Origin of the sequence: Kitasatospora sp. NPDC006697, assembly GCF_042869935.1 — a bacterium.
Classification (GTDB): Bacteria; Actinomycetota; Actinomycetes; order Streptomycetales; family Streptomycetaceae; genus Kitasatospora.
In genome coordinates, this window is the sequence record NZ_JBIAGU010000010.1 from 245,957 (window position 1) to 268,886 (window position 22,930).

The 22,930-nt window shown below is 74.7% G+C and carries 20 protein-coding genes and 1 tRNA gene; 8 read left to right on the forward strand and 13 right to left on the reverse strand.

Annotated elements, in window-relative coordinates:
- Positions 1–62 precede the first annotated feature (62 nt).
- Positions 63–197: a hypothetical protein gene (locus ACFYNO_RS16775; protein WP_388011870.1), complete on the reverse strand. Its 135-nt coding sequence runs from the start codon at positions 195–197 to the stop codon at positions 63–65.
- A 148-nt stretch (positions 198–345) separates the two neighbouring features.
- On the opposite strand from ACFYNO_RS16775, the gene ACFYNO_RS16780 reads away from it, so the two are divergent.
- Positions 346–418: transfer RNA gene (locus ACFYNO_RS16780), tRNA-Arg, on the forward strand.
- A 91-nt stretch (positions 419–509) separates the two neighbouring features.
- Here the strand turns inward: ACFYNO_RS16780 and ACFYNO_RS16785 are convergent.
- Together ACFYNO_RS16785 and ACFYNO_RS16790 are read right to left on the reverse strand one after the other, a co-directional pair.
- A complete protein-coding gene (locus ACFYNO_RS16785; RefSeq protein WP_388011872.1) occupies positions 510–1,331 on the reverse strand; it encodes an alpha/beta fold hydrolase in 822 nt (273 codons plus the stop codon).
- Positions 1,332–1,486: 155 nt separating this feature from the next.
- Positions 1,487–2,362, reverse strand: a complete 876-nt coding sequence (locus ACFYNO_RS16790) for a helix-turn-helix domain-containing protein (protein ID WP_388011874.1) — start codon at positions 2,360–2,362, stop codon at positions 1,487–1,489.
- 203 nt (positions 2,363–2,565) lie between these two features.
- On the opposite strand from ACFYNO_RS16790, the gene pcaB reads away from it, so the two are divergent.
- Entirely contained in the window at positions 2,566–3,966 is a 1,401-nt protein-coding gene (gene pcaB / locus ACFYNO_RS16795; protein WP_388011876.1) for a 3-carboxy-cis,cis-muconate cycloisomerase, read from the forward strand.
- On the opposite strand, the gene ACFYNO_RS16800 is transcribed toward pcaB, so the two are convergent.
- On the reverse strand, positions 3,935–4,684 hold the full coding sequence (locus ACFYNO_RS16800; RefSeq protein ID WP_388011878.1) for a hypothetical protein: 750 nt from the start codon (positions 4,682–4,684) through the stop codon (positions 3,935–3,937). The two genes, pcaB and ACFYNO_RS16800, sit on opposite strands and share 32 nt — an antisense overlap.
- Positions 4,685–5,070: 386 nt before the next feature.
- Between ACFYNO_RS16800 and ACFYNO_RS16805 the strand changes: the two genes are divergently transcribed.
- Positions 5,071–6,621, forward strand: coding sequence for a PucR family transcriptional regulator (locus ACFYNO_RS16805; RefSeq protein WP_388011880.1), 1,551 nt, complete (start codon positions 5,071–5,073; stop codon positions 6,619–6,621).
- Here ACFYNO_RS16805 and ACFYNO_RS16810 read toward each other — a convergent pair.
- From ACFYNO_RS16810 to ACFYNO_RS16820, 3 genes are all read right to left on the reverse strand, one after another.
- Positions 6,618–7,487 carry a carbon-nitrogen hydrolase family protein gene (locus tag ACFYNO_RS16810; protein WP_388011882.1) on the reverse strand — a complete coding sequence of 290 codons (870 nt, stop codon included), beginning with the start codon at positions 7,485–7,487 and terminating at the stop codon, positions 6,618–6,620. The genes ACFYNO_RS16805 and ACFYNO_RS16810 overlap by 4 nt on opposite strands.
- Before the next feature lie 40 nt (positions 7,488–7,527).
- The gene (gene murJ / locus ACFYNO_RS16815) at positions 7,528–9,861 is read right to left on the reverse strand and encodes a murein biosynthesis integral membrane protein MurJ (RefSeq protein ID WP_388011884.1); all 2,334 of its coding nucleotides are present in this window, start codon (positions 9,859–9,861) and stop codon (positions 7,528–7,530) included.
- 330 nt (positions 9,862–10,191) lie between these two features.
- Positions 10,192–11,025: a phosphatase PAP2 family protein gene (locus ACFYNO_RS16820; RefSeq protein ID WP_388011886.1), complete on the reverse strand. Its 834-nt coding sequence runs from the start codon at positions 11,023–11,025 to the stop codon at positions 10,192–10,194.
- Between the two features lie 475 nt (positions 11,026–11,500).
- On the opposite strand from ACFYNO_RS16820, the gene ACFYNO_RS16825 reads away from it, so the two are divergent.
- Positions 11,501–12,487, forward strand: a complete 987-nt coding sequence (locus tag ACFYNO_RS16825; RefSeq protein ID WP_388011888.1) for a sigma-70 family RNA polymerase sigma factor — start codon at positions 11,501–11,503, stop codon at positions 12,485–12,487.
- Between the two features lie 213 nt (positions 12,488–12,700).
- Complete coding sequence (locus ACFYNO_RS16830; protein WP_388011890.1) at positions 12,701–14,965, forward strand: AAA family ATPase; 2,265 nt, start codon at positions 12,701–12,703, stop codon at positions 14,963–14,965.
- Between the two features lie 8 nt (positions 14,966–14,973).
- Here the strand turns inward: ACFYNO_RS16830 and ACFYNO_RS16835 are convergent, their stop codons facing one another.
- The gene (locus ACFYNO_RS16835) at positions 14,974–16,374 is read right to left on the reverse strand and encodes an MFS transporter (protein WP_388011892.1); all 1,401 of its coding nucleotides are present in this window, start codon (positions 16,372–16,374) and stop codon (positions 14,974–14,976) included.
- A 159-nt stretch (positions 16,375–16,533) separates the two neighbouring features.
- On the opposite strand from ACFYNO_RS16835, the gene ACFYNO_RS16840 reads away from it, so the two are divergent.
- Positions 16,534–17,004, forward strand: coding sequence for a carboxymuconolactone decarboxylase family protein (locus tag ACFYNO_RS16840; protein ID WP_388011894.1), 471 nt, complete (start codon positions 16,534–16,536; stop codon positions 17,002–17,004).
- A gap of 30 nt (positions 17,005–17,034) precedes the next feature.
- On the opposite strand, the gene ACFYNO_RS16845 is transcribed toward ACFYNO_RS16840, so the two are convergent.
- Together ACFYNO_RS16845 and ACFYNO_RS16850 are read right to left on the reverse strand one after the other, a co-directional pair.
- On the reverse strand, positions 17,035–17,964 hold the full coding sequence (locus ACFYNO_RS16845; RefSeq protein ID WP_388011896.1) for a threonine/serine dehydratase: 930 nt from the start codon (positions 17,962–17,964) through the stop codon (positions 17,035–17,037).
- Between the two features lie 23 nt (positions 17,965–17,987).
- On the reverse strand, positions 17,988–18,341 hold the full coding sequence (locus tag ACFYNO_RS16850; protein WP_388011898.1) for a DUF6086 family protein: 354 nt from the start codon (positions 18,339–18,341) through the stop codon (positions 17,988–17,990).
- Positions 18,342–18,595: 254 nt separating this feature from the next.
- On the opposite strand from ACFYNO_RS16850, the gene ACFYNO_RS16855 reads away from it, so the two are divergent.
- A complete protein-coding gene (locus ACFYNO_RS16855; RefSeq protein ID WP_388011900.1) occupies positions 18,596–18,946 on the forward strand; it encodes a winged helix-turn-helix transcriptional regulator in 351 nt (116 codons plus the stop codon).
- A 117-nt stretch (positions 18,947–19,063) separates the two neighbouring features.
- On the opposite strand, the gene ACFYNO_RS16860 is transcribed toward ACFYNO_RS16855, so the two are convergent.
- The 3 genes from ACFYNO_RS16860 to ACFYNO_RS16870 all read right to left on the reverse strand — a co-directional run bounded on the left by ACFYNO_RS16860 (position 19,064) and on the right by ACFYNO_RS16870 (position 21,839).
- A complete protein-coding gene (locus ACFYNO_RS16860; RefSeq protein ID WP_388011902.1) occupies positions 19,064–20,287 on the reverse strand; it encodes a serine hydrolase domain-containing protein in 1,224 nt (407 codons plus the stop codon).
- Between the two features lie 92 nt (positions 20,288–20,379).
- The gene (locus ACFYNO_RS16865) at positions 20,380–20,910 is read right to left on the reverse strand and encodes an NUDIX hydrolase (protein ID WP_388011904.1); all 531 of its coding nucleotides are present in this window, start codon (positions 20,908–20,910) and stop codon (positions 20,380–20,382) included.
- A gap of 197 nt (positions 20,911–21,107) precedes the next feature.
- Positions 21,108–21,839, reverse strand: coding sequence for an SDR family NAD(P)-dependent oxidoreductase (locus ACFYNO_RS16870; RefSeq protein WP_388011906.1), 732 nt, complete (start codon positions 21,837–21,839; stop codon positions 21,108–21,110).
- A 95-nt stretch (positions 21,840–21,934) separates the two neighbouring features.
- Here ACFYNO_RS16870 and ACFYNO_RS16875 point away from each other — a divergent pair, with 95 nt between their 5' ends.
- Positions 21,935–22,786, forward strand: coding sequence for a LysR family transcriptional regulator (locus ACFYNO_RS16875; protein ID WP_388011908.1), 852 nt, complete (start codon positions 21,935–21,937; stop codon positions 22,784–22,786).
- Positions 22,787–22,930: the final 144 nt, after the last annotated feature.

A 22,930-nucleotide genomic window follows, 5' to 3' on the forward strand; every position in this document is an offset into this window, starting at 1 on the left:
CAGCCGGGACCCGGCCCCGGGCAGCCCCCCGCGGTGTGGCCCCCACCACACCGCCGACCTGCTCACTCCCCCTCTTCGGGCCCCCGCTCCTCGGCCAGCGACTGCTTCAGCCCGTCCAACAGCAGGACGAAGTTCTCCAGGTCCCCGCTCTGCAGGTACTCGGGTGGCACGGTGGTCGGCGCGATCGGCTCGGTCATACACCGACGCTAACCGGAGCCGATCAACAACGGATAAGCGAACGGGACGGATTGGCGCCCCCGCCGGCCCCCGTGCTAGGCCGCCCGGCCGCCATCACCTCGGCTGCGCCTCGCCGAGCGGGCCATCCGCTAGGCTGTCCGGGGTTGGGCCCCAGTAGCTCAGGGGATAGAGCACAGCTCTCCTAAAGCTGGTGTCGCAGGTTCGAATCCTGCCTGGGGCACGCGAAGCGGACGTTCGTCCGCAGCGAGACGGACAAGTCGGGCGCGTACACTGCGCCCGACTTTTCTGCTTGGGTAGGGCATTTCCGCAGGTCAGAGCCTACGTGCTGCTCGGTGGCTGTCGGCGGCGGTCGACGAGTGCTGCGGGAGGCGGCGGACGAAGTCCAGCAGCAGGGCGCAGAACGCCGCGGGCTGTTCCAGTGGCGCGAGGTGTCCGGCGCCGGGGATGACCGTGGTCCGGCCCGCGTCGAGGTCGCGTGCCAGTGCCTCGCCGCCCTCGTGGAAGTCGGGCATGTCGTGCTCGCCGACGCCGACCAGAGCGGGCATGCCCCTGAGCGCGTGCAGCACTGCGGGGCCCGTGCCGAGGGGATCCGCTGCCTGCGGCGGTTCGCCGTGGGCGGGTTGTCCGGTCAGCCGGCGGTGGAGCATGAGGGCGGCGCGGGTGCGTACCTCCTCTGCGGCGCCGTCCGAGATCCACGCCTCGACGCCGGCTCGCACCGCGGCGTCCAGGTCACCGGCGGCCAGCGCCGTGCGTTCGGCCTCCCAGGCGGCGTCCAGACGTGCGGAAGCGGGCTGGTCGTGGGGCCGGTACCCGACCAGGACCAGGCCCTCCACCCGCTCGGGTGCCGTGACGGCGGCCTGGAGCGCCACCAGGGCGCCCAGTGAGTTCCCGGCGAGCACGAAGCGGTCGGCCCCGAGGTGGTCGAGCGTGTCGAGCACGTCCGACCACGGGGCCACCTCGCGCCGATCGGGCACGGTGGCGTCGCCGTGGCCGGGCAGGTCCAGGGCGATGGCCCGCACGCCCGCCTCGGCGAGCAGCGGGAGATGGGCGTTCCACATGGTGCGGTCGGTGGGCCGGGCGTGCAGCAGGACGACGGGCCGTCCCCGGCCTGCCTCGGTGGAGGGGAGCAGCATGGCTTGAGGTGCCTTCTTCGGTGGTGAGTTGGTGGGACGGGGCCGCGGGGGCGCGGGTCATGCGGCGCCGGTGAGTTCGCCGAGTTCCGTCTCGGTCAGGTTCTCCTCCAGGTACGCGACCTTGGAGGTGCCGGCGGTGCCGGACGGGGCGTCGGTCATGACCGGACGACTTCTTCCCCTTCTTCCTCTTCGGCGATGTCCTGAACGGTGGGAGCCGAGCCCTGCTCCGCCAGCCGGCAGAGCAGGGCCAGGGCATCGGCGCTGGCGCTGCCCGGTTCCGCGCTGTAGACGGACAGGTGTTGACCCGGGGCACTGGTGACGGCCAGCGCCTCGAAGTGCAGCAGCACCTCACCCACGCGGGAATGCCGCAGGCGCTTGTCCTCCCGTGTGCGGGGACGGACCTCGTACCGTGCCCACAGGCCGCTGAAGGCGGGGCTGCGCACGCTGAGCTCGCCGACGATCTGCTCGATTCGCTCGTCCTCGGGGAACTGCGAGGAGGACGCCCGCAGGTTGCCCACCGCGGTGCGCGCCGCCTTGTCCCAGTCGACGTAGAACTCCCGCGCGAACGGGTCGAGGAAGATCATTCGCAGCAGGTTGTCGTACCGGGCGAACCCGCGGTACAGCTCGGACGCCATCGCATTGGCGGCCAGGACGTCCTGCGCCGCGCTGACCACGAAGGCCGGCACGTCGCGCATGCCGTCCATCAGCCGCACCAGTTCCGGGGCGACGGCAGGTGCCGCGGCCGCCCTGGCGAAGACGGGCAGGCCGAGTCGGAACAGGTGCCCCGTCGCGTCGCCGTCCAGCCGCAGTGCCGCAGCGATCGCCCGGAGCACCTGCTCGGACGGGCTCCGCTCACGGCCCTGCTCCAGGCGGATGTAGTAGTCCGTGCTCACCCCGGCCAGGAGCGCTACTTCGTCCCGCCGCAGCCCCGGCACCCGCCGGTCCCCGCCGTCGGGCAGCCCGGCATCCCGCGGCGTGACCGTCGCGCGGCGAGCACGCAGGTACTCGCCGAGCTCGTTGTTGCTTTCCATGCCCGCCACGCTAGACCCGCCCCACGGGTCGGTGCGTGGGTGCGATGCACCCACCCGGGGCTGCGGGGATTTAAGGTGCACACAGTTGTCGGGCGCGGTCAGCACCCCGTCGTTCTCCCGGATGAACCACATGCACGTACGGTCGTTCGGTTACGCTGGCCCCGTCCTGACGTACGCCCGACCGACGCAGCGGAGCATCCGAGATGACCGAGCACGCCACGTACGCTTCCGACGCCTCCGACCTCGACTCCGGGCTGCTGTCGCCGGTGCGGGTGGGGGCGCCGGTGGAGCGGGAGACCGGGGACACCGCCTGGCTGCAGGCGATGCTGGACGCCGAGGCCGGGCTGGCCCGGGCGCAGGCGCGGTTGGGGACGGTGCCGCAGGGGGCGGCGGAGGTCATCGGGCGGTTGGCGAAGGCCGAGCGGCTGGACCTGCGGGCGCTGGCGGTGGCCGGGCGGGAGGCGGCGAATCCGGTGGTGGGGCTGGTCCGGGCGCTGACCGCCGTGGTGGCCGCCGAGGACCCGGGGGCCGCCGAGTACGTGCACCGCGGGTCGACCAGCCAGGACGTGCTGGACACCGGCTCGATGCTGGTCGCCAAGCGGGCGATCGCGGTGATCCTGCCCGACCTCGACCGCGCCGCCGCCGCGCTCGCCGCGCTGGCCGCCGAGCACCGCGCCACCACGATGGCGGGCCGCACCCTGGCGTTGCACGCCGTGCCCACCACCTTCGGGATCAAGGCGGCCGGCTGGCTGGAGCTGGTCCGGACCGCCCGGACCCGGCTGGCCGAGCTGGCCGACCGGCTGCCGGTGGAACTCGGCGGCGCGGCCGGCACGGTGGCCGGGTACCTGGAGTACGCCGAGGGCGCCGGGCCGGACTACGCCCGCCGGCTCACCGAGGCCTACGCGGCCGAACTCGGCCTGGCCGCACCGGAACTGCCCTGGCACGCGCTGCGCACCCCGATCGCCGACCTGGGCGCCGCCTGCGCGCTGCTCACCGGGGCGCTCGGCAAGATCGCGGCGGACGTGCAGGTGCTGGTCCGCACCGAGGTCGGCGAGCTGGCCGAGCCGGCCGCCGTCGGGCGCGGGCGGTCCTCCGCCATGCCGCACAAGCGCAACCCGGTGCTCAGCACGCTGATCCGCTCGGCCGCGCTGCAGGTGCCGGTGCTCTCGGCCGGCCTGGCGCAGTGCCTGGTCGCCGAGGACGAGCGCTCGGCGGGCGTCTGGCACGCCGAGTGGCTGCTGCTGCGCGAGTGCCTGCGGCTGGCGGGCGGCGCGGCGCACCTGGCGGCGGAGCTGACGGAGGGTCTGGAGGTCCGCCCGGAGCGGATGCGGGCCAACCTGGACCTGACGGGCGGCCAGCTGGTCTCCGAGCGGATCGCGGCCGTGCTGGCCCCGCTGCTCGGCCGCGGCACGGCCCAGGAGCTGCTGAACCGCTGCTCCACCGTCGCGGCCGCCGAGCGCCGCCCGCTGGGCGTGGTGCTCGCCGAGCAGGAGGAGGTCCGGGCCAAGCTGACGGAGCAGCAGCTGGCGGAGCTGCTGGACCCGGCGAACTACACCGGCGCGGCCGTCGAGTTCACCGACCGGGCCGTGCGCGGCGAGGCCTGATCCCGCCGCGCAGCACCAGGGCGGGCGCGCCGTCGTCGTAGGCGCCGCAGGCGGTGGCGGACCAGGGCGAGCGGGACTGCGGGACGGCGTAGTACGGGACCAGCAGGCGGCGGGTGCGGTGCCAGGCGCGCCGCACCTCCAGCAGCGCGGGCAGCACGTCCGGCCGCTCGCCCGCCAGGATCGCCCGCCGGCAGGACTCGCAGGCCGGTCGCCGGTCGGCGGCCGCCTCGCGCGGGCCGGTCCGGCGGCGGGCCTGCTTCCTGGCGGGCCTGGCCGCGGCGGCGGGCGGGTGCAGGGGGTTGTAGAAGCAGCGGACCGGCGGGGCGGTCGGCCGCCGGCCGGCCAGCCGCTCGTGGGCGGCGGCCAGCCGGTCCACGGCACGCTCGGCCAGCACCACGGCGGCGGCCAGGTCGGGCAGGTCGGCGCCGTCCTGGTCGAGCAGCTTGCCGGCGGCCTGGTAGGCCTCCACCGCCCACAGGTAGTCGGCGCCGGCCGGGCCGTCCGCCGCGCCGGGCGGGAAGTCCGGCTCGGCCGCCCGCAGCACGTCCCCGACGAGGGCGACCCGCTCCTCGGCGAATCCGCGCAGCCGCTCCCGCAGGGTGTGCCACTCCTCGAGGACCAGCTCCTGCTGCTCCTTGGTCATCCGCGGGGCGCGCGGCGCGGGCGCGGCCGTTTCCCGGTCGCCGAGCAGCCGCAGGAACCACCAGTGTCGGAACACCCCGCCCGCCTCCGTTCGCCCGCGCTCGGGACGGAACGCTGCCACAACGCACCGTCAGGCGGAACGGCAGGGCGGGGCACCGGGCGCCGGGGCCCGCCGTGGGGCTCCCCGCCGAGGCTGAGGAGCGGGGAGGTCCACCGCGGGAACCGGCGCCGATCACCGGGCGGCCCCGGCGCCTGGGGCACCAGTGAAGCAAGTGCCGCAATGGTGCGGGCAGTGGTGCCGGGCACCAGGCGCGAGGGGGTGGTGTGGATGATCGACCAAAAGGGTTCAACCTCCCGTGCCATCGCATTTACCATGCCTCTGCACCTGAATCCCTGGCTGTTAAGAGGGCCGGCCGGGTGCGGTGCCCGCTCGGCGGGCGCTCGGCATGGAGGAGTCGTCCGGTGATCGTCGCTGATCTGCTGCAGGTCCCCGACCTTCGGCTCTCGCTGGCCTGGGGGCCGCCGGAGCTGCTGGAGCGCCAGGTCACCGGAGTCACCTCCACCGACCTCCAGGACCCGGCCCGCTACCTGCAGCCCGGCGAGCTGGTGCTCTCCGGCCTGGTCTGGTGGCAGCCCGGCCACCCGGAGGCCCGGGCGCTGGCGCTGCGCTTCGCCACCTCGCTGCGCAGCGCCGGGGTGGCCGCGCTGCTGGCCGGCGAGGGCACCCACGGCGAGGTGCCGCCCGCCCTGGTGTCCGCCTGCGAGGTGCACGGCATCCCGCTGCTCTCGGTACCGGCTGGCACCAGCTTCCGGGCCGTCACCGACCGGGTCTACCTGCGCCTGTGGGGCAGCCTGCAGCCGGCCGTGCCCGAGCAGGCCCGCCGGGAGCTGATCGAGCTGATGTACCAGGGCGCGCCGGCCGGGGTGGTACTGGACCGGGCGGTCTCCGGGCTCGGCTGCGGGCCCTGCTCGCTGGTCTCCGCCTCGGGCCGGACCATCGCGAGCTCGGCCGGCGCGCCCGAGCCGGACCCGGAGGAGGTCCGCGCCGCGCTGCCCGTCCCGGGCGCCGAGCACCCGCACGGCGCGGCCGCGCTGCCGGTCGGCGAGGGCGACGGCAACCCGTTCGACGGCTGGTACCTCTACCCGCACGGGCGGCCGGCCGGCCGGGCCGCCGTGCTGCACGGCCTGGCCGAGGTGCTGGGCACGCTCTGGACCAGGGCCCGCGGCGAGGCCGCCGAACGCCGCCGGGCCGCCGGCCGGCTCGCGGCCCTGCTCACCGAGTCCGGCCCGGGCCCGATGCACGCCGCCGCCCTGCTGGAGGCGCTGGCCGCCTGCGGGCTGCCGGCCGGGCAGCCGCTGGTGCTGGTGACGGCCCGGATCGACGGCCAGGACGCACCGGGCGCCGCCGCCGACGCCCTGGCCGAGGCGCTGCACGGTGCGGCCGCCGGCTTCGCCGTCGGCACGAAGGCGGACGGGGGCGCCCTGGCCGTGGTCGCCACCGACGACCCGGCCGCGCTCGCCGCCGGCCTGCGCGAGGTCTGGCCGCGGCTGCAGGCCCGGCTGCCGGAGCGGCACCTGCTGCGGGCCGGCGTCGGCCCCCGGGCGGACCGCCCGGCGGCCGAGCTGGCGGCCGGCCTGCGCCAGGCCCGGTACGCGCTGGACGCCGCCGCGGGCGCCGCCCCGCGCACCGGCACGGTCGGCGCCAGCGGCGAGCTGGACTCGCTGGCCGCCCTGGTCCGCGGCATCCCGGCCGAGGTGGCCCAGGCCTTCCGCCGCCGCCTGCTGGAGCCGCTGGTCGAGCACGACCGCGGCACCGGCGGTGCGCTGCTGGCCACCCTGGTCAGCTTCCTCGAGCACGACTGCTCCTGGGCCCGTACCGCCGAGGCGCTGCACGTCCACGTGAACACCGTGCACTACCGGATCCGCCGGATCGAGGAGCTGACCGCCCGGGACCTGGCCCGGCTGGACGACCGCCTGGACCTGCGCGCCGCCCTGCTCTGCGGGACGCCCTAGCCGAGCGACACCGTGCGCCGGCCCTCGTCGGCCACGGCGTCCCGCAGGGCGAGGTCGGCCAGCATCTCCAGCTCCCCGCGGACGGCGCGCAGCACCGCCGGGTCCAGCTCGGCGACCGCCAGCGTGCCGTCGGCCTGGCCGGCCTCGATCAGCAGCGTGCCGTCCGGGGCCCAGACGCCGCTGCCGCCGCAGGTGTCCCAGCCGCCGGTGGCGCCGATGTGGTTGGCCAGCAGCGTGTAGCAGGTGTTGTCCAGCGCCCGGGCCGGGAACCAGACGGCCCGCTGGACCCGGCCGTGCCCGGTGCCGAAGAGCGCGCTGGCCAGGTAGGCGTGGCAGCCGTCCAGCGCGGCGTCCCGGGCGTGCTCGGGGAAGCCGGTGTCGTAGCAGATCGCCAGGCCGAGCCGCCAGCCGTCCAGCTCCAGGGTGCACCCGGCCTCGCCGGGGGAGTAGATCCCCTTCTCGCTGGTGAACAGGTGCTGCTTGTCGTAGCGGGTGAGCACCGTGCCGTCGGCGCCGAAGACCAGCACGGAGACCCGCAGCTCCCCGGGCACGGCCGAGCTGGCCGCGCCGACCACGGCGGCGGTGCCGGTCTCCCGGCAGGCGGCGGCGATCGGGGCGAGCCGGGGGTCGTTCTCGGCGACGGTGTAGCGGGCCGGGTCGGAGACGATCAGCTCGGGCTCGTAGCCGGTGAGGAACTTCTCCGCGAAGACCACCAGCCGCACGCCCTCGGCCGCGGCCTGCCGGATCAGCCCGGCGGCCCGGGCCGCGTTGGCGTCGACGTCACCGGGGACCACGGAGCACTGGGCCGCGGCGATCCGCAGCGGCGCGTCGGGCAGGGCGAAAGCGGAGGGCTGAGAGGGTGTCATGTTCGTTCACCCTATCGAGGCCGCCCCGGCAGGGCCGCGGTCAGCCCCGGCGGCGGCGTCCGCTCGGCTCCGGCTCGACCGGGAACGGCACCCGCAGCTTGCGGGCCAGCGGCGCCACGATGCTCGCCGCACCCAGCGGCTTGGCCAGCAGGAAGAGCGAGACCAGCACCGCCACCGAGCCCAGCCCCAGCCCGATGCCGTTGCCCAGCACCGAGACCACCAGGCTGCCGCTCAGCGCCCCGCTCACCGCGTCCGCCAGGAAGTGCCCGACCAGTGCACCGGGCAGGCAGGCCAGCACCAGGCCCAGGTGCAGCCCGAAGACCCGCCGCCCGTCCAGCCCGCTGCGCATCGGGTTGCGCAGCAGCGAGCGCAGCACCTCGGCCCGCCGGTCCGGGTCCTCCGGCACGGCGTGCGGCAGCGAGCGCAGCCGCCGAGCCAGCGCGAAGCCGGTGATCACCATGGAGACCGCGCAGGCGACGCTCTGTGCCCCGGCCATGCCGACCACGATCCAGCGCGGGCTGAACACCAGGTAGGCCAGGTAGGAGAGGAGCACATTGGTGCCGGAGGCGACCACGGTCAGCCAGAACGGGGTGCGGGCGTCGCCCATCGCGTAGAAGCCGCGGGCCAGCGCGTACTGGGCGCAGAAGAACGGGATGCCGAAGGCGAAGGCCAGCAGCGACTCGGAGATCACCGAGAGGCCGACCCCCTGGTGGCTGCCGTAGCCGTAGGCGAGGTGGGTGATCTGCCCGGCGAAGGCGATGAACAGCACCGTGGCGGCGACGATCATCGCGGCCGAGTTGCGCAGCACCCGGGACAGGTCGGAGCCGATCTTCGGCAGGTTGCCCTCGGTGGCGGCCCGGGACATCTGCGGCAGGATCGCGGTCACCATCGAGATGGTGATCACGCCCTGCGGCACCACGAAGAGCGCGTAGGCGTTGGTGTAGGCCGCGTTGCCGACGCCGAGCAGGCCGATGTTCTTGCCCATCTGGTCCACGCTGGTGGTCAGCGCGGTCAGCACGGTGAAGGCGACCTGGGTGGCGATCATCAGCAACAGCGCCCAGGTCGCCTGCCGCAGCGGCTTGCTCAGGCCCGAGCCGCGCCAGTCGAAGCGCGGGTGCCAGCGGAACTTGGCGGCCTTCAGCGAAGGCAGCAGGCCGAGCACCTGCACCACCACACCCAGCGTGGTGCCGATGCCGAGCAGCATGGTCTGCCCGGTGGTCACGTGGCCGGCGTCCTGGGCCTGGCCGCCGATCACCATGTAGAGGCCGAAGACCGCGATCGCCACCACGTTGTTCAGCACCGGCGCCCACATCATCGCGCCGAACCGGCCGCGTGCGTTGAGCACCTGCCCGAGCAGGGTGAAGAGCCCGTAGAAGAAGATCTCCGGCAGGCAGAACCGGGCGAGCGCCACCGTCAGATCGCGCTGCGCGCCGGTCCACTCGCTCGCGTAGATGGTGACGAGGGCGGGGGCGACCAGCACCGCGACCACCGTGAGCACCCCGAGCGCCACCGCGCAGACGGTGAGCAGGCGGTCGGTGTAGGCGACGCCGCCGTCCGGGTCGTACTTGGCGGCCCGGACCAGCTCCGGCACGAAGACCGACTGCAGCGCGCCGCCGATCAGCATCATGAAGACCACGTTCGGCAGCGTGTTGGCCACGTTGAAGGCGCTGCCCAGTGGACCGATGCTGAGCGCCGCGGCCAGCACGGCGCTGCGCACGAAGCCGAGGCCGCGCGAGGCCAGGGTGCCGATCGCCATGATCAGGCCGTTGCGGTTGGCCGTGGCCTGCTCGGACTGCTCGGGCTTCGGGGCCGTCGGCGGGGCCGTGGGCTCGGCCGGGCGCGGCTGGGGCAGGGAGGGCGGTGCCGTCGGGGCCGGCGGCATCTGGAAGTACTGCTCCTGTGCCGTGATCGCGCGCAGCGACATGGTGGGCGGGTCGTTGAAGGTGTGCGGCAGCGCGTAGTCGGCGGGCAGCAGGTAGGGCTCGGACGGCTGGTAGCCGCCGTGCTGCTGCCGGCCCTGCTGGTGCTGCTCCGGCCCGGGGTAGGGCTGGTAGGCCGGGTACTGCTGCTCGTACTGCTGGTACGGGGGCTGCTGCGGGGGTGGCGGCTGCGGCGGCTGCTGGTACGAGGGCTGCTCGTCCCGGAACAGCGGGCGCGCCTGCGGCGCCTCCGGCTGCGGCGGCTGCTGCTGGTAGCCGTACGGCGGCACCTGCGGCGGCTGGTCGTACGAGTACTGGGGCTGCGGCGGCTGCTGCTGCGGCGCGGCCTGCTCCGGCTGACCCTGCGCCGGCATCGCCGGGTACGGCTGGGCCGCCCCGTACGACTCGGGCGAGCCGTACGACCCGTACGGTTCACCCGCCGTGTGCGTGGTCATCGGACTCCCGTGGCTCGGTTCCTGGGCAGGTGCTGCTGCGGGGTGCCGCAGGTCAGATGCTCGGTTCCCCGAGCCGGGCACAGGTATGCCCAGCCGAAGCAGTCTGCCGCATCAGGGCACTTGATGGGGAGCCGGGTGCCGGGTGATCAAGGTCCCAGGGGTGGGAATCGACCTTTTTCGGACAGTTGCGGGCATCGTGAAATGTCGCGAATGTGGTCCGTTATGCCCGAGTTCATGAGGATTTCTGCCTCGGTTCGGCCGCCGGAGCCGGCCACGTCCCGTGGCGGGAAGTCGACGCCGGGTGTTCGTCACCCGCCCGTGTGAGCTAGCTCACTGGTCGTCAGCTCGCGGGGTGATCCGCTGCTCCGCCCCCCGCTCGCCGAACGGCAGTTCCGGGAACGGCACGCTGCCGGCCAGCACGCTCTGCACCCGCGGCCTGGTCCGCCAGTCCACCCGGCGGACGTCCCGGGAGAGCGCGCCGGGCAGCCAGAGCTCCAGCGCCACCGTGGTCCCGCCCAGTACCGCGGCGGCCAGGAACCAGCCGCCCAGCACGTCGCTCGGCCAGTGCACGCCGAGCGCGATCCGGGTGAACCCGATCAGCAGGCTGGCCGCGACCGCCACCGCCGAGCAGGCGATCCGGGCCGGCCGGTCCACCCGCGGCCAGACCAGCGCGACCAGGGTGGCCCCGGTGATCGCCACGGCCATCGCGTGCCCGGACGGGAAGGCGGGGCCGGGGGCGGTGGCCACCGGGTCCGGCCAGCTCGGCCGCGGCCGGTCCACCAGCAGCTTGACCGCCCACTGCACGCCCCAGCCGACCAGCGCCTGCGCCGCGGTCCAGGCGGCCAGGGTGCGGGCGCCGATCGCCCAGAGCCAGGCGGCGGCCAGGCCGAGCAGCGCGCGCATCACCACCGGGCCGCCGAGCGCGCTGGTGGTCTGCATCGAGGCGGTGAAGGCCGCGTGGTCCCGGGCGAACCGGTGCAGCCCGTCGGTCCAGGAGCGGTCCAGCCGGGCCAGCGGCGCCCAGCCGCTCTCGACCAGCCCGAGCAGCAGCGCGGAGAGCGCGAGCGCGCCGAGGGCCACCGCCGCGTAGCGGGGCAGACGGGCGCGGAGCGTGGTCCGCTGCCGTGGCTCGGCGGGCCGGTTCCGGCCGGTGGTCAGGTGCATGGCTGACACCTTCCCAGTCGGGTGAGTCGATCCGATGGGCGACCGGTCGCGATTCGGCATCTTTTGGGCGGTGCATCCCCGGGATCGTTCGGGGCATCCGAGGCGTTGGGGAGGTGCGGCTTGGCGCGTGCGGTCCGTGCGTGTCCGATCAGATGGGCCGGCGGCGGCGCGCATGCGAGCCTGGCGGCGCGTGATCGGCCGTGCGCGCCGGGTGCGTTGAGCGGTGCGCCCCCTCGCGGCGGGTGCGCGTCCGGTCACGGCCGGTCGCGGAATCCGGTGAAGTGGCGCAGGATACTGCATCTTTCGAGGAATCCGGCCGACTTGGGAATGTTGTCCGGAATCTGTTCGTTGGATCGTTACGTGCGAGGCCCCCGGGGTCCCGCATCACCGGGAGGCGCGCGCCGTCGCCGCCGGCGACCCGCTTGCCGCAACCCCGCGGGACCCAGACCCGGGCATCAACAGCAAGGGAGCAAGCATGGCCACCCGTGCCGTCGTTCGCGACAGGGCCGACCGGACTCGTACGGCCCGCCCGACCAACCTCGAGGCCGACCGCGACCTGGTCGGCATGTACCTCGACGAGATCGCCAGGACCCCCCTCCTCGACGCCGCCGAGGAGGTCGAACTGTCGCTGCGGATCGAAGCCGGCGTGTACGCCCAGCACCTGCTGGACGAGGCCGGCGACGGCGGGGCCGCGCTGCCCGAGGGCGTCACCCGCGAGGAGTTGGAGGCGATAGCCGCCGACGCGGAGCGGGCGAAGGACGTCTTCATCCGCTCCAACCTGCGCCTGGTCGTCGCGGTCGCCCGCCGCTACCCGCGCAGCGGCCTGCCGCTGCTGGACCTGATCCAGGAGGGCAACGCGGGCCTGGTGCGCGCGGTCGAGAAGTTCGACTACGCCAAGGGCTTCAAGTTCTCCACCTACGCGACCTGGTGGATCCGGCAGGCGATCACCCGCTCGATCGCCGACCAGTCGCGCACCATCCGGCTGCCCGTGCACCTGGTCGAGGAGCTGGGCCGGATCCGGCGGGTCCAGCGCGAGAAGTCCAAGGAGCTGGGCCGCGAGGCCGAGCCCGCCGAGATCGCCGCCGAGCTGGACACCACCGAGGCCCGGATCAAGGACGTGCTGGACTGGGCCCGCGATCCGGTCAGCCTCAACATGGCGGTGGACGACGAGGGCGAGACCCAGTTCGGCGACCTGGTCGAGGACACCGGCGCGGTCTCCCCGGAGGACGCGGTGCTGGTGATGCTGCGCCGCGAGGAGCTGGACGACCTGATCGGCCGGCTCGACGACCGCACCGCCTCGATCATCCGCTCCCGCTACGGGATGGAGGACGGCCGCGAGCGCACCCTCACCGAGGTGGGCAAGCAGCACGGCCTGACGCGTGAGCGGATCCGCCAGATCGAGAAGCACGCCCTGGCCGAGCTGAAGAAGATCGCGGGCCACTCGGGCTTCGAAGCGGCCTGAGGCGGTGGCGCTCCGGCGCCGTCGCCCCACTCGGGGGCCGCCCCGGTGTGACGCCCCGCGAACCAGGGTGAATGTCCCGTGTCGGCTGCGGAGTTGCACGGGCTGCGCTATTGACGCGTCGTCAGCACGGGGCTGGGATGGTGCCCCGGTCCGGGCGGCGGTGGCATGCACTTGCTGTCAGGTGCATGCCATTAGTCATTTCGGGAGGCGGTCTTGTCGGAGCCGGGTGCCGCGGTCGGACTGCACGGCAGGGCGGCCGAACTGGCCGCCGCCCGGCAGGCGCTGCACCGGCACGGCGCCGTGCTGCTGACCGGACCGCCCGGCATCGGGCGCAGCGCGCTCGCCCGGGTGCTCGCCGGGGAGGCGGCGGCGCAGGGGCGGCTGGTGCTGCGCTGCGCGCCCAGCGCGGAGGAGCGCGGCCTGCCCTGGGCCGCGCTCGGCGACCTGTTCGGCGCCCTGCCGGAGGAGCGGTTCGACGCGCTCGGCCCGGTGCTGGGCGGCGCCCTGCGGGCAGTGCTGCTGCGGCGGGCGGCGCCGGAGGGCGGGGCCGGGCAACTGGCGGTGCGGCGGGCGGTGCTGGAGCTGCTGCTCGCCCTGCGGCGCGAGGCGGGCGGCGTGCTGCTGCTGCTCGACGGGGTGCGGTGGCTGGACCCGGCCAGCGCCTCGGTGCTGCGGTTCGCGGTGCGGCGGGCGGTGGCAGCGGGGGTGCGGGCCCTCGTGGTGGGGGAGGGTGGCGACGGGTTCGGGGAACTGCCCGAGGTGGCTCTCGGGCCGCTGCGGGCGGGCGCGTTGGCGCGGGTGCTGGCGGAGCGGGCGGCGGGGTGGCCGCTGCCGGCCCGCGTGCAGCGGGAGGTGCAGCGCGGGGCGCTGGGCAACCCCGGGGTGGCGCTGGCGCTGGCGGGCGCCGACCTCGGTGAGGATCGGGCGACGGTGTCCCGACGGATCGCCAGACTGGCGGAGCGTCAGCGCAGACACGGGCACCAGGTGGGTGCGGCCGTGCTGCTGGAGAGCGCCCGCACCGCCGCCCCCGAGCAGGCCTGCGCCCTGGCCCGGCAGGTGCTGGCCCAGAGCCGGACGGCGGCGCTGCGGGCCCGGGCCCGGCTGATCCTGGTCCGGGCGGCCGCCGTGGGTCAGAGTCTGGCCGCCACCGGGGAGTTGATAGCCGCCGGATTGGCCGAGGCGCCCGCGCAGAGCCGGGAGGCGGCCGAACTGCTCCGCTGGGCCGCCGAGCAGCAGCTCTCGGCGGGCCGCCCGGCCGTGGCTCTGGGCCACGCCGAGGCCGCCGCCGCGCACCCGAGGGCCCACCCGGCCGCCGGTAGCGTGCTGGCCCGGGCCAGGGCGGCGGTCGGGGACCTGGCGGGCGCCAGGACGGCCGCCTCCGGCCTGCCGTCCGCGGTGGAGGCGCTGCGGGTCGCGCTGGCCCTCGGGGAACCGGCTCCCGCGGAGGCCGGCCGGTTCGGGGCCGGCGAGCCCGAGGAGCAACTGGCGGCCCTCACCCTGCTGGTCACCGCGCAGGCCACCGCCGGGGAGGACGCGGCCGCCGCGCTCGAACTGGCGGGCCGGCTGGAGGACCTGCTCGCCTGGCAGGGCGAACCGCTGGCCCTCACCGCCCGGCTGGACGCCGTGCTCGCCGTCGCGAGCGCCGAACTCGCCGGGGGCAGCACCGACCGCGCCCGCCGACTGGCCGAACGGGCGGCGGCGGGCTGGGCGGCCGCCGGGGACCACTGGCAACAGGCGCAGGCGCTCACCGTCGCGGGCGAGGCGGACCTGCTGCTCGGCACCGCCGCCGGGTACGCGGCCGCCACCGAACTGCTGGAGGCCGCCTGCCGGCTGCCGCCCGGCACCGGCCGTGCCGACCCGGCCGGCATCCGCACCCGGGCGCTGCTCGCCGAGGCGCTGGTGGCCCTCGGCGACCACCGGTGCGCGCAGGAGGTGGTCAGCACGGCCCGGCAGCTGACCGAGTCCTGGGACCGCCGCCCGCTGTTCGCCGACGCCCCGCTGCGCCGCGCCGAGGCACTGGCCCTGGCCGGGCTCGGCCGGGCCCGGGAGGCGGTGGCGCTGCTGCGGATCGCGGCGGACCAGCAGCGCGCGGCCGGGCACCGGCTCGAACTGGCCCGCACCCTGCTGGCGCTCGGCTCGGTGGAGCGCCGCCTGCGGCACCGGACCGGTGCGCGGGCCGCGCTGCTGGAGGCACGGGCGCTCGCCACCGCCGCCGGGGCCGGACCGCTGCTGGCCCGGGCCGTCCAGGAGCTGGACCGGCTGGACGAGGCCGCCGGGCACCCGCTGCTCACGGCCACCGAGCAGCGGGTGGCCCGGCTTGCGGCCGAGGGGGCGACCAACCGGGAGGTGGCGGCGGCGATGTTCCTCAGCGTGAAGACGGTGGAGGGCACGCTCTCCCGGATCTACCGCAAGCTGGGCGTGCGGTCCCGGGCCGGGCTGGGGCGGGCGCTGCCGCTGGGCGCGGCGGGGGAGGGCTGAGGAGTCCGTCAGTCGTCGGCGCGGGCCGGGATCCGGCGGTCCAGCACGGTGAGCAGCAGGCTGATCAGCCCGATGCCGATCGTCACCCACCCGATGGTGTGCAGCCCGGCGTCCCCCGCCCGCCCGCCGAAGGCGAGGCCGATCAGGCTGGCCGAGAAGATCGCGCCGACGTAGGCGAAGGTGCGGTACAGCCCCGAGGCCACCGCCACCTCGGCGGCCGGCGCCTGCACGTAGAGCGCGGCCTGGTTGGCGAACCCGCTGAACCCGTTGGCGAGGCCGAAGAGCAGTGACATGCCGATCAGCACCAGCACCGGGGAGCCGTGGGTGATCCGCAGCAGCACGGCGCCGGTGAGCAGCAGGCAGAGGCCGGTCAGCACCAGCGGCCCCCGGATCACGCCCCGGTTGGAGACCAGCCGGGCCAGCACGATGCTGGAGCCGGAGAGCGGCAGCATGATCAGCCCGACCTGCGAGGCGCTGTAGTGCGCGGCCTGCTCCATCCACTGGCTGGTGCCGTAGAGCGCGGTGTAGGTGCCGAGCGCCACCACGGTCTGGCGCAGGTAGGTGCGCAGCAGCGGCAGGTTGCGGCCGAGCATCCGCACGTCCACCAGCGGCCGGGCCGCCCGCCGCTCCCAGACGGCCAGGGCGGTGGCGAGCAGGGTGAAGAGGCCGAACTGCCACCAGACCGGGCGGGTCAGCCGGGAGAGGAAGAGCAGCAGGCTGGTCACCGTGCCGGCGAAGAGCAGCACGCCGGGCAGGTCGACCAGCACGGCCAGCGGCTCCCGGCCCGGAGCCTCGGCGGGGCTGTCACGGGGGACGCCGGTCAGCGTGAGGACCAGCGCCAGCAGTGCCAGCGGCACGTTGACCAGGAAGAGCGCGCGCCAGCCGAACGACCCGGCGAGCACCCCGCCGAGCGGCAGGCCGACCACGACGGTCACCTGGGCGGCGATCGAGAAGTTGCCGAGCACCCGGCTGGGCACCCCGCCGCCGGTCCGGTCGGCCCGGCGGCGGACCAGCGCCATCGCGGTCGGGTAGGCGGCCGAGGTGCCGATGCCGATCAGCGCCCGGGAGAGCAGCAGGAACCCGAAGGCCGGTGCGGTGGCCCCGATCAGGCCCGCCAGCACCAGCACCAGCAGCCCGCCGACGAAGACCCGGCGGGCGCCGAAGACGGTGGCCAGCTTGCCCATGGTCGGCTGGGCCACCGCGCTGCACAGGTAGAGCACGGAGATCAGCGAGGCCGTGGTGCCGGGGCCCTTGTGGAAGTCCAGGCCGATACCGACCAGGCCGGTGGCGATCATCGAGCTGTTGATCGGGTTGAGCGCCGAGCCGAGCAGCAACGGGCTGACGAACCGGCGGCCGAACGGCTGGGGCTCGGCGTCGGTGACCGGTCGGTGGAGCGCGGTGGCGGGCACACCGCAGTGTAGGCAGAAATACAGCGAGCTGTACAGCTTGGCTGTAGAAAAGATTTTTCTGCCGAGCCCGTCACATCCGCCGTTCGGGCTTCGTCAGGGTGGTGCAAGCAACGCTACGGGCCGCTTACGGGCCGCCTAGGGACCACTGAGGAGCACACCATGGACGCGCGGATCGACTTCTACAGCAACGCTGTCGGCGCCAAGTTCGCGAAGTACATCAACTCGGCGGGCAAGGTCATCTCCGACTCCACGCTGCCGGCCCGGGTGCAGGAGCTGGTGAAGCTGCGGGCCAGCCAGATCAACGGCTGCGGCTTCTGCACCGACATGCACAGCAAGGACGCCCTGCACGCCGGCGAGGAGCAGACCCGGCTCAACCTGGTCGCCGTCTGGCGCGAGGCCACCGTCTTCACCGAGCAGGAGCGGGCCGCGCTGGACCTCGTCGAGCAGGGCACCCGGATCGCCGACGCCGCCGGGGGCGTGCCGGACGCGGTCTGGGCGAAGGCGGCCGAGCAGTTCGACGAGGAGCAGCTGGTGGCGCTGGTCTCGCTGGTCGCGCTGATCAACACCTACAACCGGTTGAACGTGCTGGTGCAGCAGCCGGCCGGGGGGTACCAGCCCGGCCAGTGGTGAGCGGGGCGGGCAGGGGCGGCCGCTGATCCATCAGCGCACCAGGTCGGACGGGTCGGTGTTGGCGCCGCAGAGCACCACACAGACGCGCTCGCCGGGCTCGGGCTCGTAGGCGCGCGTGGTGAGCGCGGCCAGCGCGGTGGCGGCGGCGTGCTCGACGGCCAACCGCCGGTCGTCCCAGAGCATTCGGCGGGCCCGGACGATCGCCTCGTCCGGCACCAGGACGGTCCGCACGTCGCCCTGGCGGGCGGCGGCCAGCGCCAGCGGGGTGGCGCGGCGGGCGCCGAGGGAGTCGGCGGCGACCGAGTCCACGGGGACGTCCACCGGCTCGCCGGCGGTGAGGGCGGCGTCGAGGGCCCGGCAGTTCGCCGGCTCGACGGCGACCGTGCGGATGCCGTGCTCGCGGGCGGCGGTGGCCACCCCGGCGAACAGCCCGCCGCCGCCGACCGAGACCACCACCGTGTCCAGCTCGGGCAGTTGGCGGCGGATCTCGTCCACCAGGGTGCCCGCGCCGGCCGCGATCAGCGGGTGGTCGTAGGCGTGCGAGGCGAGCGCACCACTGGCGGCGGCGAACTCCTCGCAGGCGGCCAGTGCTTCGGCGTACTCGCTGCCGGTCAGTCGCACCTCGGCGCCGTAGCCGCGCAGCCTGGCCACCTTCACGGCGGGCGCGTTGGCGGGCAGGAAGACCGTCGCCCGCACCCCCGACTCCCGCGCCGCCCAGGCGCAGGCCAGCCCCGCGTTGCCCCCGGAGGCGATGGTCACGCCCGCCTCGGGCAGGGCGCCCGCCTCCTGCTGCGCCTGCACGAAGTTGCGCGCGCCCCGGGCCTTGAAGCTCCCGGTGTGCTGCAGCAGTTCGAGTGCCAGCCACCGGTGGGGGCCGGCTTCGGCCACGGGCACCGGGCGCAGGTGGCCGGCGATGCGATCGGCGGCGGCCTTGACGTCGCCGTAGGAGAGGTGGGGCATGGGGCGGGCTCCTGGTCGGCTCGTCAGCGGGCCATGGTGCGGGAGAGCTCCCGGGTCATGGCGCGCAGTTCGGGATGCGGGGTCAAGTCGGGCGCGGCACCGGCGCGTTCGGCGAGGGCGAGGAGGGTGGCGGTGAAGCCCCCGGAGAGCGCGCGGATGACGGGGTGGCGGGTGCGCTGGTGATGGGCGAGGACGGCGTCGGCGAAGGGGGCGAGCTCGGCGGGGGCGATCCGGCACTCGTCGGAGTACATCGGTCCGATGCCGGAGGGCAGGCCCAACTCGGCTTCGAAGACGGCCAGCTGGCGGAGGAAGAGACGGGAGACGCCGGTCGCCGCGTTCCAGAGGGTCGTGCCGTCCAGCTCGTAGTACTGGCTCACCCGGGCCCCCTTCGCTTCGTTCTGCTGCGAAGGGCCAGCCTAGCCGCGCAGGAGGTCGATCGCACCGGTCGGATCCTCCGGGCCCCGGCGAGCCGAGCGCGGTGCCCCTCGCGCCGAGGCCGAGCAGGATGACCGGCTCAACAGGGGTGTGTGTCATGGGAATCAGCCCCGTGTCCACGATTCCATGATCAAGTACGCGCCTCGAAGTGGGTGGCTACGCTGAGGCCAGCGACGGACCGAGTGGGGGCGGGAAGATGGCGACGGTGCCGCGACCGGCGGTGGGGGCGTACGTGTGCGGGATAGACGCCGCGATGGACGTGATCGGCGGCAAGTGGAAGGTGCTCATCCTCTGGGCACTCGACGCCCGCCCGCAGTGCCGATTCGGCGAGCTGCGGCGCTTGGTCCCGGGCATCACGGAGAAGGTGCTCTCCGCGCATCTGCGGGAGTTGGAGACGGACGGGATCGTGCACCGGAAGGCGTACGAGGAGGTCCCGCCGCGGGTGGAGTACTCGCTGACGCAGGTCGGGCGGGAGCTGAACGCCGCACTGAAGCCGCTGGGGGCCTGGGGGCGCGAGCACGTACCGGGTGCCGGAGGCCCTGCGTGAGAACCTGATGCGACAGCGCGCCTTGCGGTGGCGGCCGGTGCGGTCGGGAGGGGGACCACACCCGCGCTCGAAGCCTGGTGCGCCGAGCACGGGTTCTGAGCCGGTCCCCCTGACCCGTCAGCCGAAGTCCGGGATCGGCTGCCCCGGGGCGAGGGCGGCGGCGATGCGCTGGGTGATCAGGTGGGCGGTGTGGCCGCCGGGGGAGCCCGGGTCCTCGGTGGTGGCGACGGCGATCGCCAGGTGGTCGCAGGGGAGGTAGGCCTGGGCGGCGGAGTAGCCGAAGAAGAGCGGGTGTTGGGCGATCCAGCCGTTGAGCACGACCACGCCCATGCCGTAGTGGGTGGCCTCGGTGTTGGGGAGGCAGATGTCGGCCGGGCACTTGGCGGTGGGGTGGCCGAGGCCGACCGTGCCCGGGTCGAGCAGCTTCCGGTAGCCGGCCGGGGAGAGCAGTTCGCCCGAGCCGATGCCGGCGGCCGAGCGGGCCAGGTCGCAGATGTCGGTGGTCTCGACGGCGCCCGGGGCCGTGGTCCAGGAGGGGTTCCAGAACGTCGACTCCTCGTACGTCCCGCGCTCGGCCGTGAAGGCGTGCAGGACGGGGGTGGGGATGTCGGGGGTGTAGCTGTTGCGGGTCTCGTGGAGGGCGAGCGGGTCGAGGACGAGCTGCTGGATCAGCTGGTCGGTCCGGATGCCGGTGATCTTCTCCAGCGCCTCGCCGAGGATGACGAAATTGGCGTGCGAGTAGCTCCAGTTGGTGCCCGGGTCGTAGAGCCGGTCCCGACTGGTCGACAGGTTCACCAGCTCGTCCGCCGTCCACTGGCGGAACGGGTCCGCGTAGACGGACTGCCCGAAGCCCGGGACCTTGACGTAGTCGACCAGCCCGGTGGTGGAGGCGCCGAGCATGCCCAGGGTGATGCCGTCGGCGTTGCGGAGGTCGGGCAGCCAGCGGGTGACGGGGTCGTCGAGGTCGACCCGGCCCCGGTCGGCGAGGCGGAGGAGGGCCGTGCCCAGGTAGCTGATCGCGATGTTGCCGTTGCGGAAGTGCATCGCCGGCTCGGCGGGCACGCCGGTCATCGACTCGCCGAGGGCGGTGGTGACGAGTTCGTGGCCGTCCTCGGTGACGCGCAGCAGGACGGACTTGAGGTGGAGCTCTGCCTTGGCCTGCTCGGCGATCCGGACCACGTCGAGCGCCGGGCCGCCACTGGGGCGCGGGGAGCCGGCGCAGGGCCGGGAAGCGGCGTCGGAGGTGGCGGGGGTGGCTGCGGTCGCGGCGGGGACGGAGAGCGCGAGGAGGGCGGTGACGGCGGCGAGGCGGAGCAGGGCGGTCCTGGGGAGGGGGCTCATGGGCGGAGTATCGGGCGGCGGATGACGGCGGGAGCGGGAGACGCGCGCGGCGGGCCGTCGGGTGTCACCCGGAAAGACCGCAGGTCAGGGGATCAGAGCAGACCCAGGTGGTCCAGGGCGAGGTAGGCGGCGGCGGGATCGGAGAGGCGGCCGCTGCGCAGCACCCGGGTGTGGAACTCGGCGAGCGGGAGGGTGGTGACCTCGATGAACTCGGCCGGGTCGTGGTGGGGTTCGGCGACCAGGGCGCAGTCGGTGGCGACGCAGGCGTAGCGGAGGGCGTCGGAGTAGGCGTCGTGGAAGAAGGAGGAGACCAGGCGGAGGTCGCCCCGGTAGCCGGTCTCCTCGAGCAGTTCGCGGGCGGCGGCCGCGGCGGGGTCCTCGTCTGGTTTGAGGAAGCCGCCGGGGAGGTCCAGGAAGATCTGCGCCGGCCCGGGGCGGTACTGCCGGGTGAGGACGACCTCGCGCTCCGGGGTGAGCGCGAGGACGACGGCGGCGGGGCGCTCGCGCTTGAGGTAGAAGGTGCGCTTGTGGCCGTCGGGGAGTTCGAACTCGACGCGGTCGGTGGAGCGGCCGAAGTGGGAGAGGAGGGTGGTGCGGTCGAGCTCGCGCCAGGTGAGGTCCATGAGGGGACTGTAGAGGGAGGGGACTGTGGAGGTCGGTGGAGCCGATCGGATGCGGAGGGTGTCGCCGGGGCCGGCGACACCCTCCGGGACTCGACCCCCGTCCGCCGCACGGACTCAGGACGAGGCGCCTGGCGTGATCGGCCCCGCCGGCTCCTGGCGGTGCGACGGCTCCCCGACCCCGTCCGCCGGCACACCGCTCACCAGGGCACTTCGCCGGCGTCCTCGAAGAACCCGCCAGTGGGGCCGTCGTCGGGCAGGGTGGCGAGCTTGATGGCGATCGCCGCGCCTTGTTCCGGGGTGCGCACGCCGCGGAAGCCGTTGAGGTCGGTCGCGACGTAGCCGGGGCAGCCGAGGTTGATCAGGATGTTCGTCCCGCGCAGCTCGCGGGCGTACTGCACCGTGAGGGCGTTCAGGAACGACTTCGAGGGCGGGTAGCCGGCGGCCAGCGGGCCGATGGCCTGCACGTCGTCGGTCTCGGACTGCCGGGTCAGCGAGCCGACGCTGCTGGACATGTTGACGATCCGCGGTGAGGCGGAGCGGCGCAGCAGGGGCAGCATCGCGTTGGTGACGCGGAGGACGCCGATCACGTTGGTCTCCACGACCGTTCGGATGGTGCCGGGGTCGATCCGGGTGGGCTCCTGCGGCCAGTCGCCGGTGATGGCGGCGTTGTTGACGAGCACGTCGAGGCGCCCGGCGCGGTCCTCGAGCAGCCGGGCGGCGGCGGTGGCGCTCGCGTCGTCGGTCACGTCCAGCGGCACGCCGAAGGCATCGGCACCGGCCGCGCGCAGGCGTTCCACCGCGGACTCGCGGCGCTGCTCGTCGCGGGCCCCGACGCCGATGCTCCAGCCGAGGGCGCCCAGGCCCGCCGCGATCTCGTAGCCGATTCCCTTGTTCGCGCCGGTGACCAGCGCGATCGTTCGTTCGCTCATGGGCACCATGCTGCTCCCGGCCCTGGCCGGAGGTCCAAGACCGATCGGGTGGACACCCATACCGCCCGGGTATGGATCCGGGGTAGCGTGGCCGCATGGAGACGCGGGAACTGCGCTACTTCGTCGCGGTCGCCGAGGAGTTGCACTTCGGGCGGGCCGCGGAGCGGCTCGGGATGGCTCAGCCGCCGCTGTCGCGGGCCATACAGCAGCTCGAACGCCGGCTCGGGGCAAGGCTGTTGGACCGGACCAGCCGTACGGTCACGCTGACCGAGGCCGGTTCGGTGCTGTTGGTCGAGGGCCGGGCGGCGCTCGACGCGGTCGAGGCCGCCGAGCGCCGGACCCGCCGTGCCGCCGGCTCCGCGACCGGCCGTCCCGGTCTGACCCTGGTCACCAAGGCCAGCGCGTCCCGCGAGCTGCTGGCGGAACTGCTCGACGCGTATGCCGCCGAACCCGGCGCGGTCGCCGTCGACGTCATCCTCTGTGGACCGGCCGAGCAGGAGCGGTTCCTGCGCGAGGGCCGGGCCGATGTGGCGCTGCTGCACCGGCCGTTCGACTCGACGGCCGGGTTGCACACCGAGGAACTCGGCACGGAGGGGCAGGTGGTGGTGCTGCCGGCCGGGCACCCGCTCACCGCGCGGGCCGAGGTGCGGATGGCCGACATCACCGGGCTCCCGGGTCTGCCGCTGCCGCGCTGGCCCCATCCCGACGGCAGCTATCCGCCCGGCCCCGGCCCCCAGGTCCGCGACCACGCGCAGCTGTTGCAGCTTGTCGCGCTCGGCCGGGCCTGCTCGGTCTCGCCGGAGTCCTGCCGGTCCCAGTTGCACGGCGATCTCGCCACCGTGCCCGTGCTGGACGCGCCGCCGGTCACCACCGTGATCGCCTGGCCGCCGCAGAGCCGGTCCAGGGCCGTCGCCGACCTCGTGCGGATCGCGACGCGCCTGCGGTAGGCCGTACTCGGTGCTCAGGCGCACAGTCTGCGGTGGGGGGGGGGGGGGGCGGCGGGGGGGGGGCCCCCCCCCCCCCCCCAAAAACCCCCCCCCCCCCACACATACCCCCCCCCCCCCCCCCCGCCCCGGCCGGCGCGCCCCACC

Excerpts from the sequence above, each read along its gene's own strand:
- ACFYNO_RS16855 (WP_388011900.1), top strand. The coding sequence starts at position 18,596 with ATGGCGACGGTGCCGCGACCGGCGGTGGGGGCGTACGTGTGCGGGATA.
- ACFYNO_RS16840 (WP_388011894.1), top strand. The coding sequence starts at position 16,534 with ATGGACGCGCGGATCGACTTCTACAGCAACGCTGTCGGCGCCAAGTTC.
- ACFYNO_RS16810 (WP_388011882.1), bottom strand. The coding sequence starts at position 7,487 with ATGACACCCTCTCAGCCCTCCGCTTTCGCCCTGCCCGACGCGCCGCTG.
- ACFYNO_RS16820 (WP_388011886.1), bottom strand. The coding sequence starts at position 11,025 with ATGCACCTGACCACCGGCCGGAACCGGCCCGCCGAGCCACGGCAGCGG.
- ACFYNO_RS16870 (WP_388011906.1), bottom strand. The coding sequence starts at position 21,839 with ATGAGCGAACGAACGATCGCGCTGGTCACCGGCGCGAACAAGGGAATC.
- ACFYNO_RS16845 (WP_388011896.1), bottom strand. The coding sequence starts at position 17,964 with ATGCCCCACCTCTCCTACGGCGACGTCAAGGCCGCCGCCGATCGCATC.
- ACFYNO_RS16860 (WP_388011902.1), bottom strand. The coding sequence starts at position 20,287 with ATGAGCCCCCTCCCCAGGACCGCCCTGCTCCGCCTCGCCGCCGTCACC.
- ACFYNO_RS16775 (WP_388011870.1), bottom strand. The coding sequence starts at position 197 with ATGACCGAGCCGATCGCGCCGACCACCGTGCCACCCGAGTACCTGCAG.
- ACFYNO_RS16785 (WP_388011872.1), bottom strand. The coding sequence starts at position 1,331 with ATGCTGCTCCCCTCCACCGAGGCAGGCCGGGGACGGCCCGTCGTCCTG.
- ACFYNO_RS16825 (WP_388011888.1), top strand. The coding sequence starts at position 11,501 with ATGGCCACCCGTGCCGTCGTTCGCGACAGGGCCGACCGGACTCGTACG.
- pcaB (WP_388011876.1), top strand. The coding sequence starts at position 2,566 with ATGACCGAGCACGCCACGTACGCTTCCGACGCCTCCGACCTCGACTCC.
- ACFYNO_RS16865 (WP_388011904.1), bottom strand. The coding sequence starts at position 20,910 with ATGGACCTCACCTGGCGCGAGCTCGACCGCACCACCCTCCTCTCCCAC.
- murJ (WP_388011884.1), bottom strand. The coding sequence starts at position 9,861 with ATGACCACGCACACGGCGGGTGAACCGTACGGGTCGTACGGCTCGCCC.
- ACFYNO_RS16875 (WP_388011908.1), top strand. The coding sequence starts at position 21,935 with ATGGAGACGCGGGAACTGCGCTACTTCGTCGCGGTCGCCGAGGAGTTG.
- ACFYNO_RS16790 (WP_388011874.1), bottom strand. The coding sequence starts at position 2,362 with ATGGAAAGCAACAACGAGCTCGGCGAGTACCTGCGTGCTCGCCGCGCG.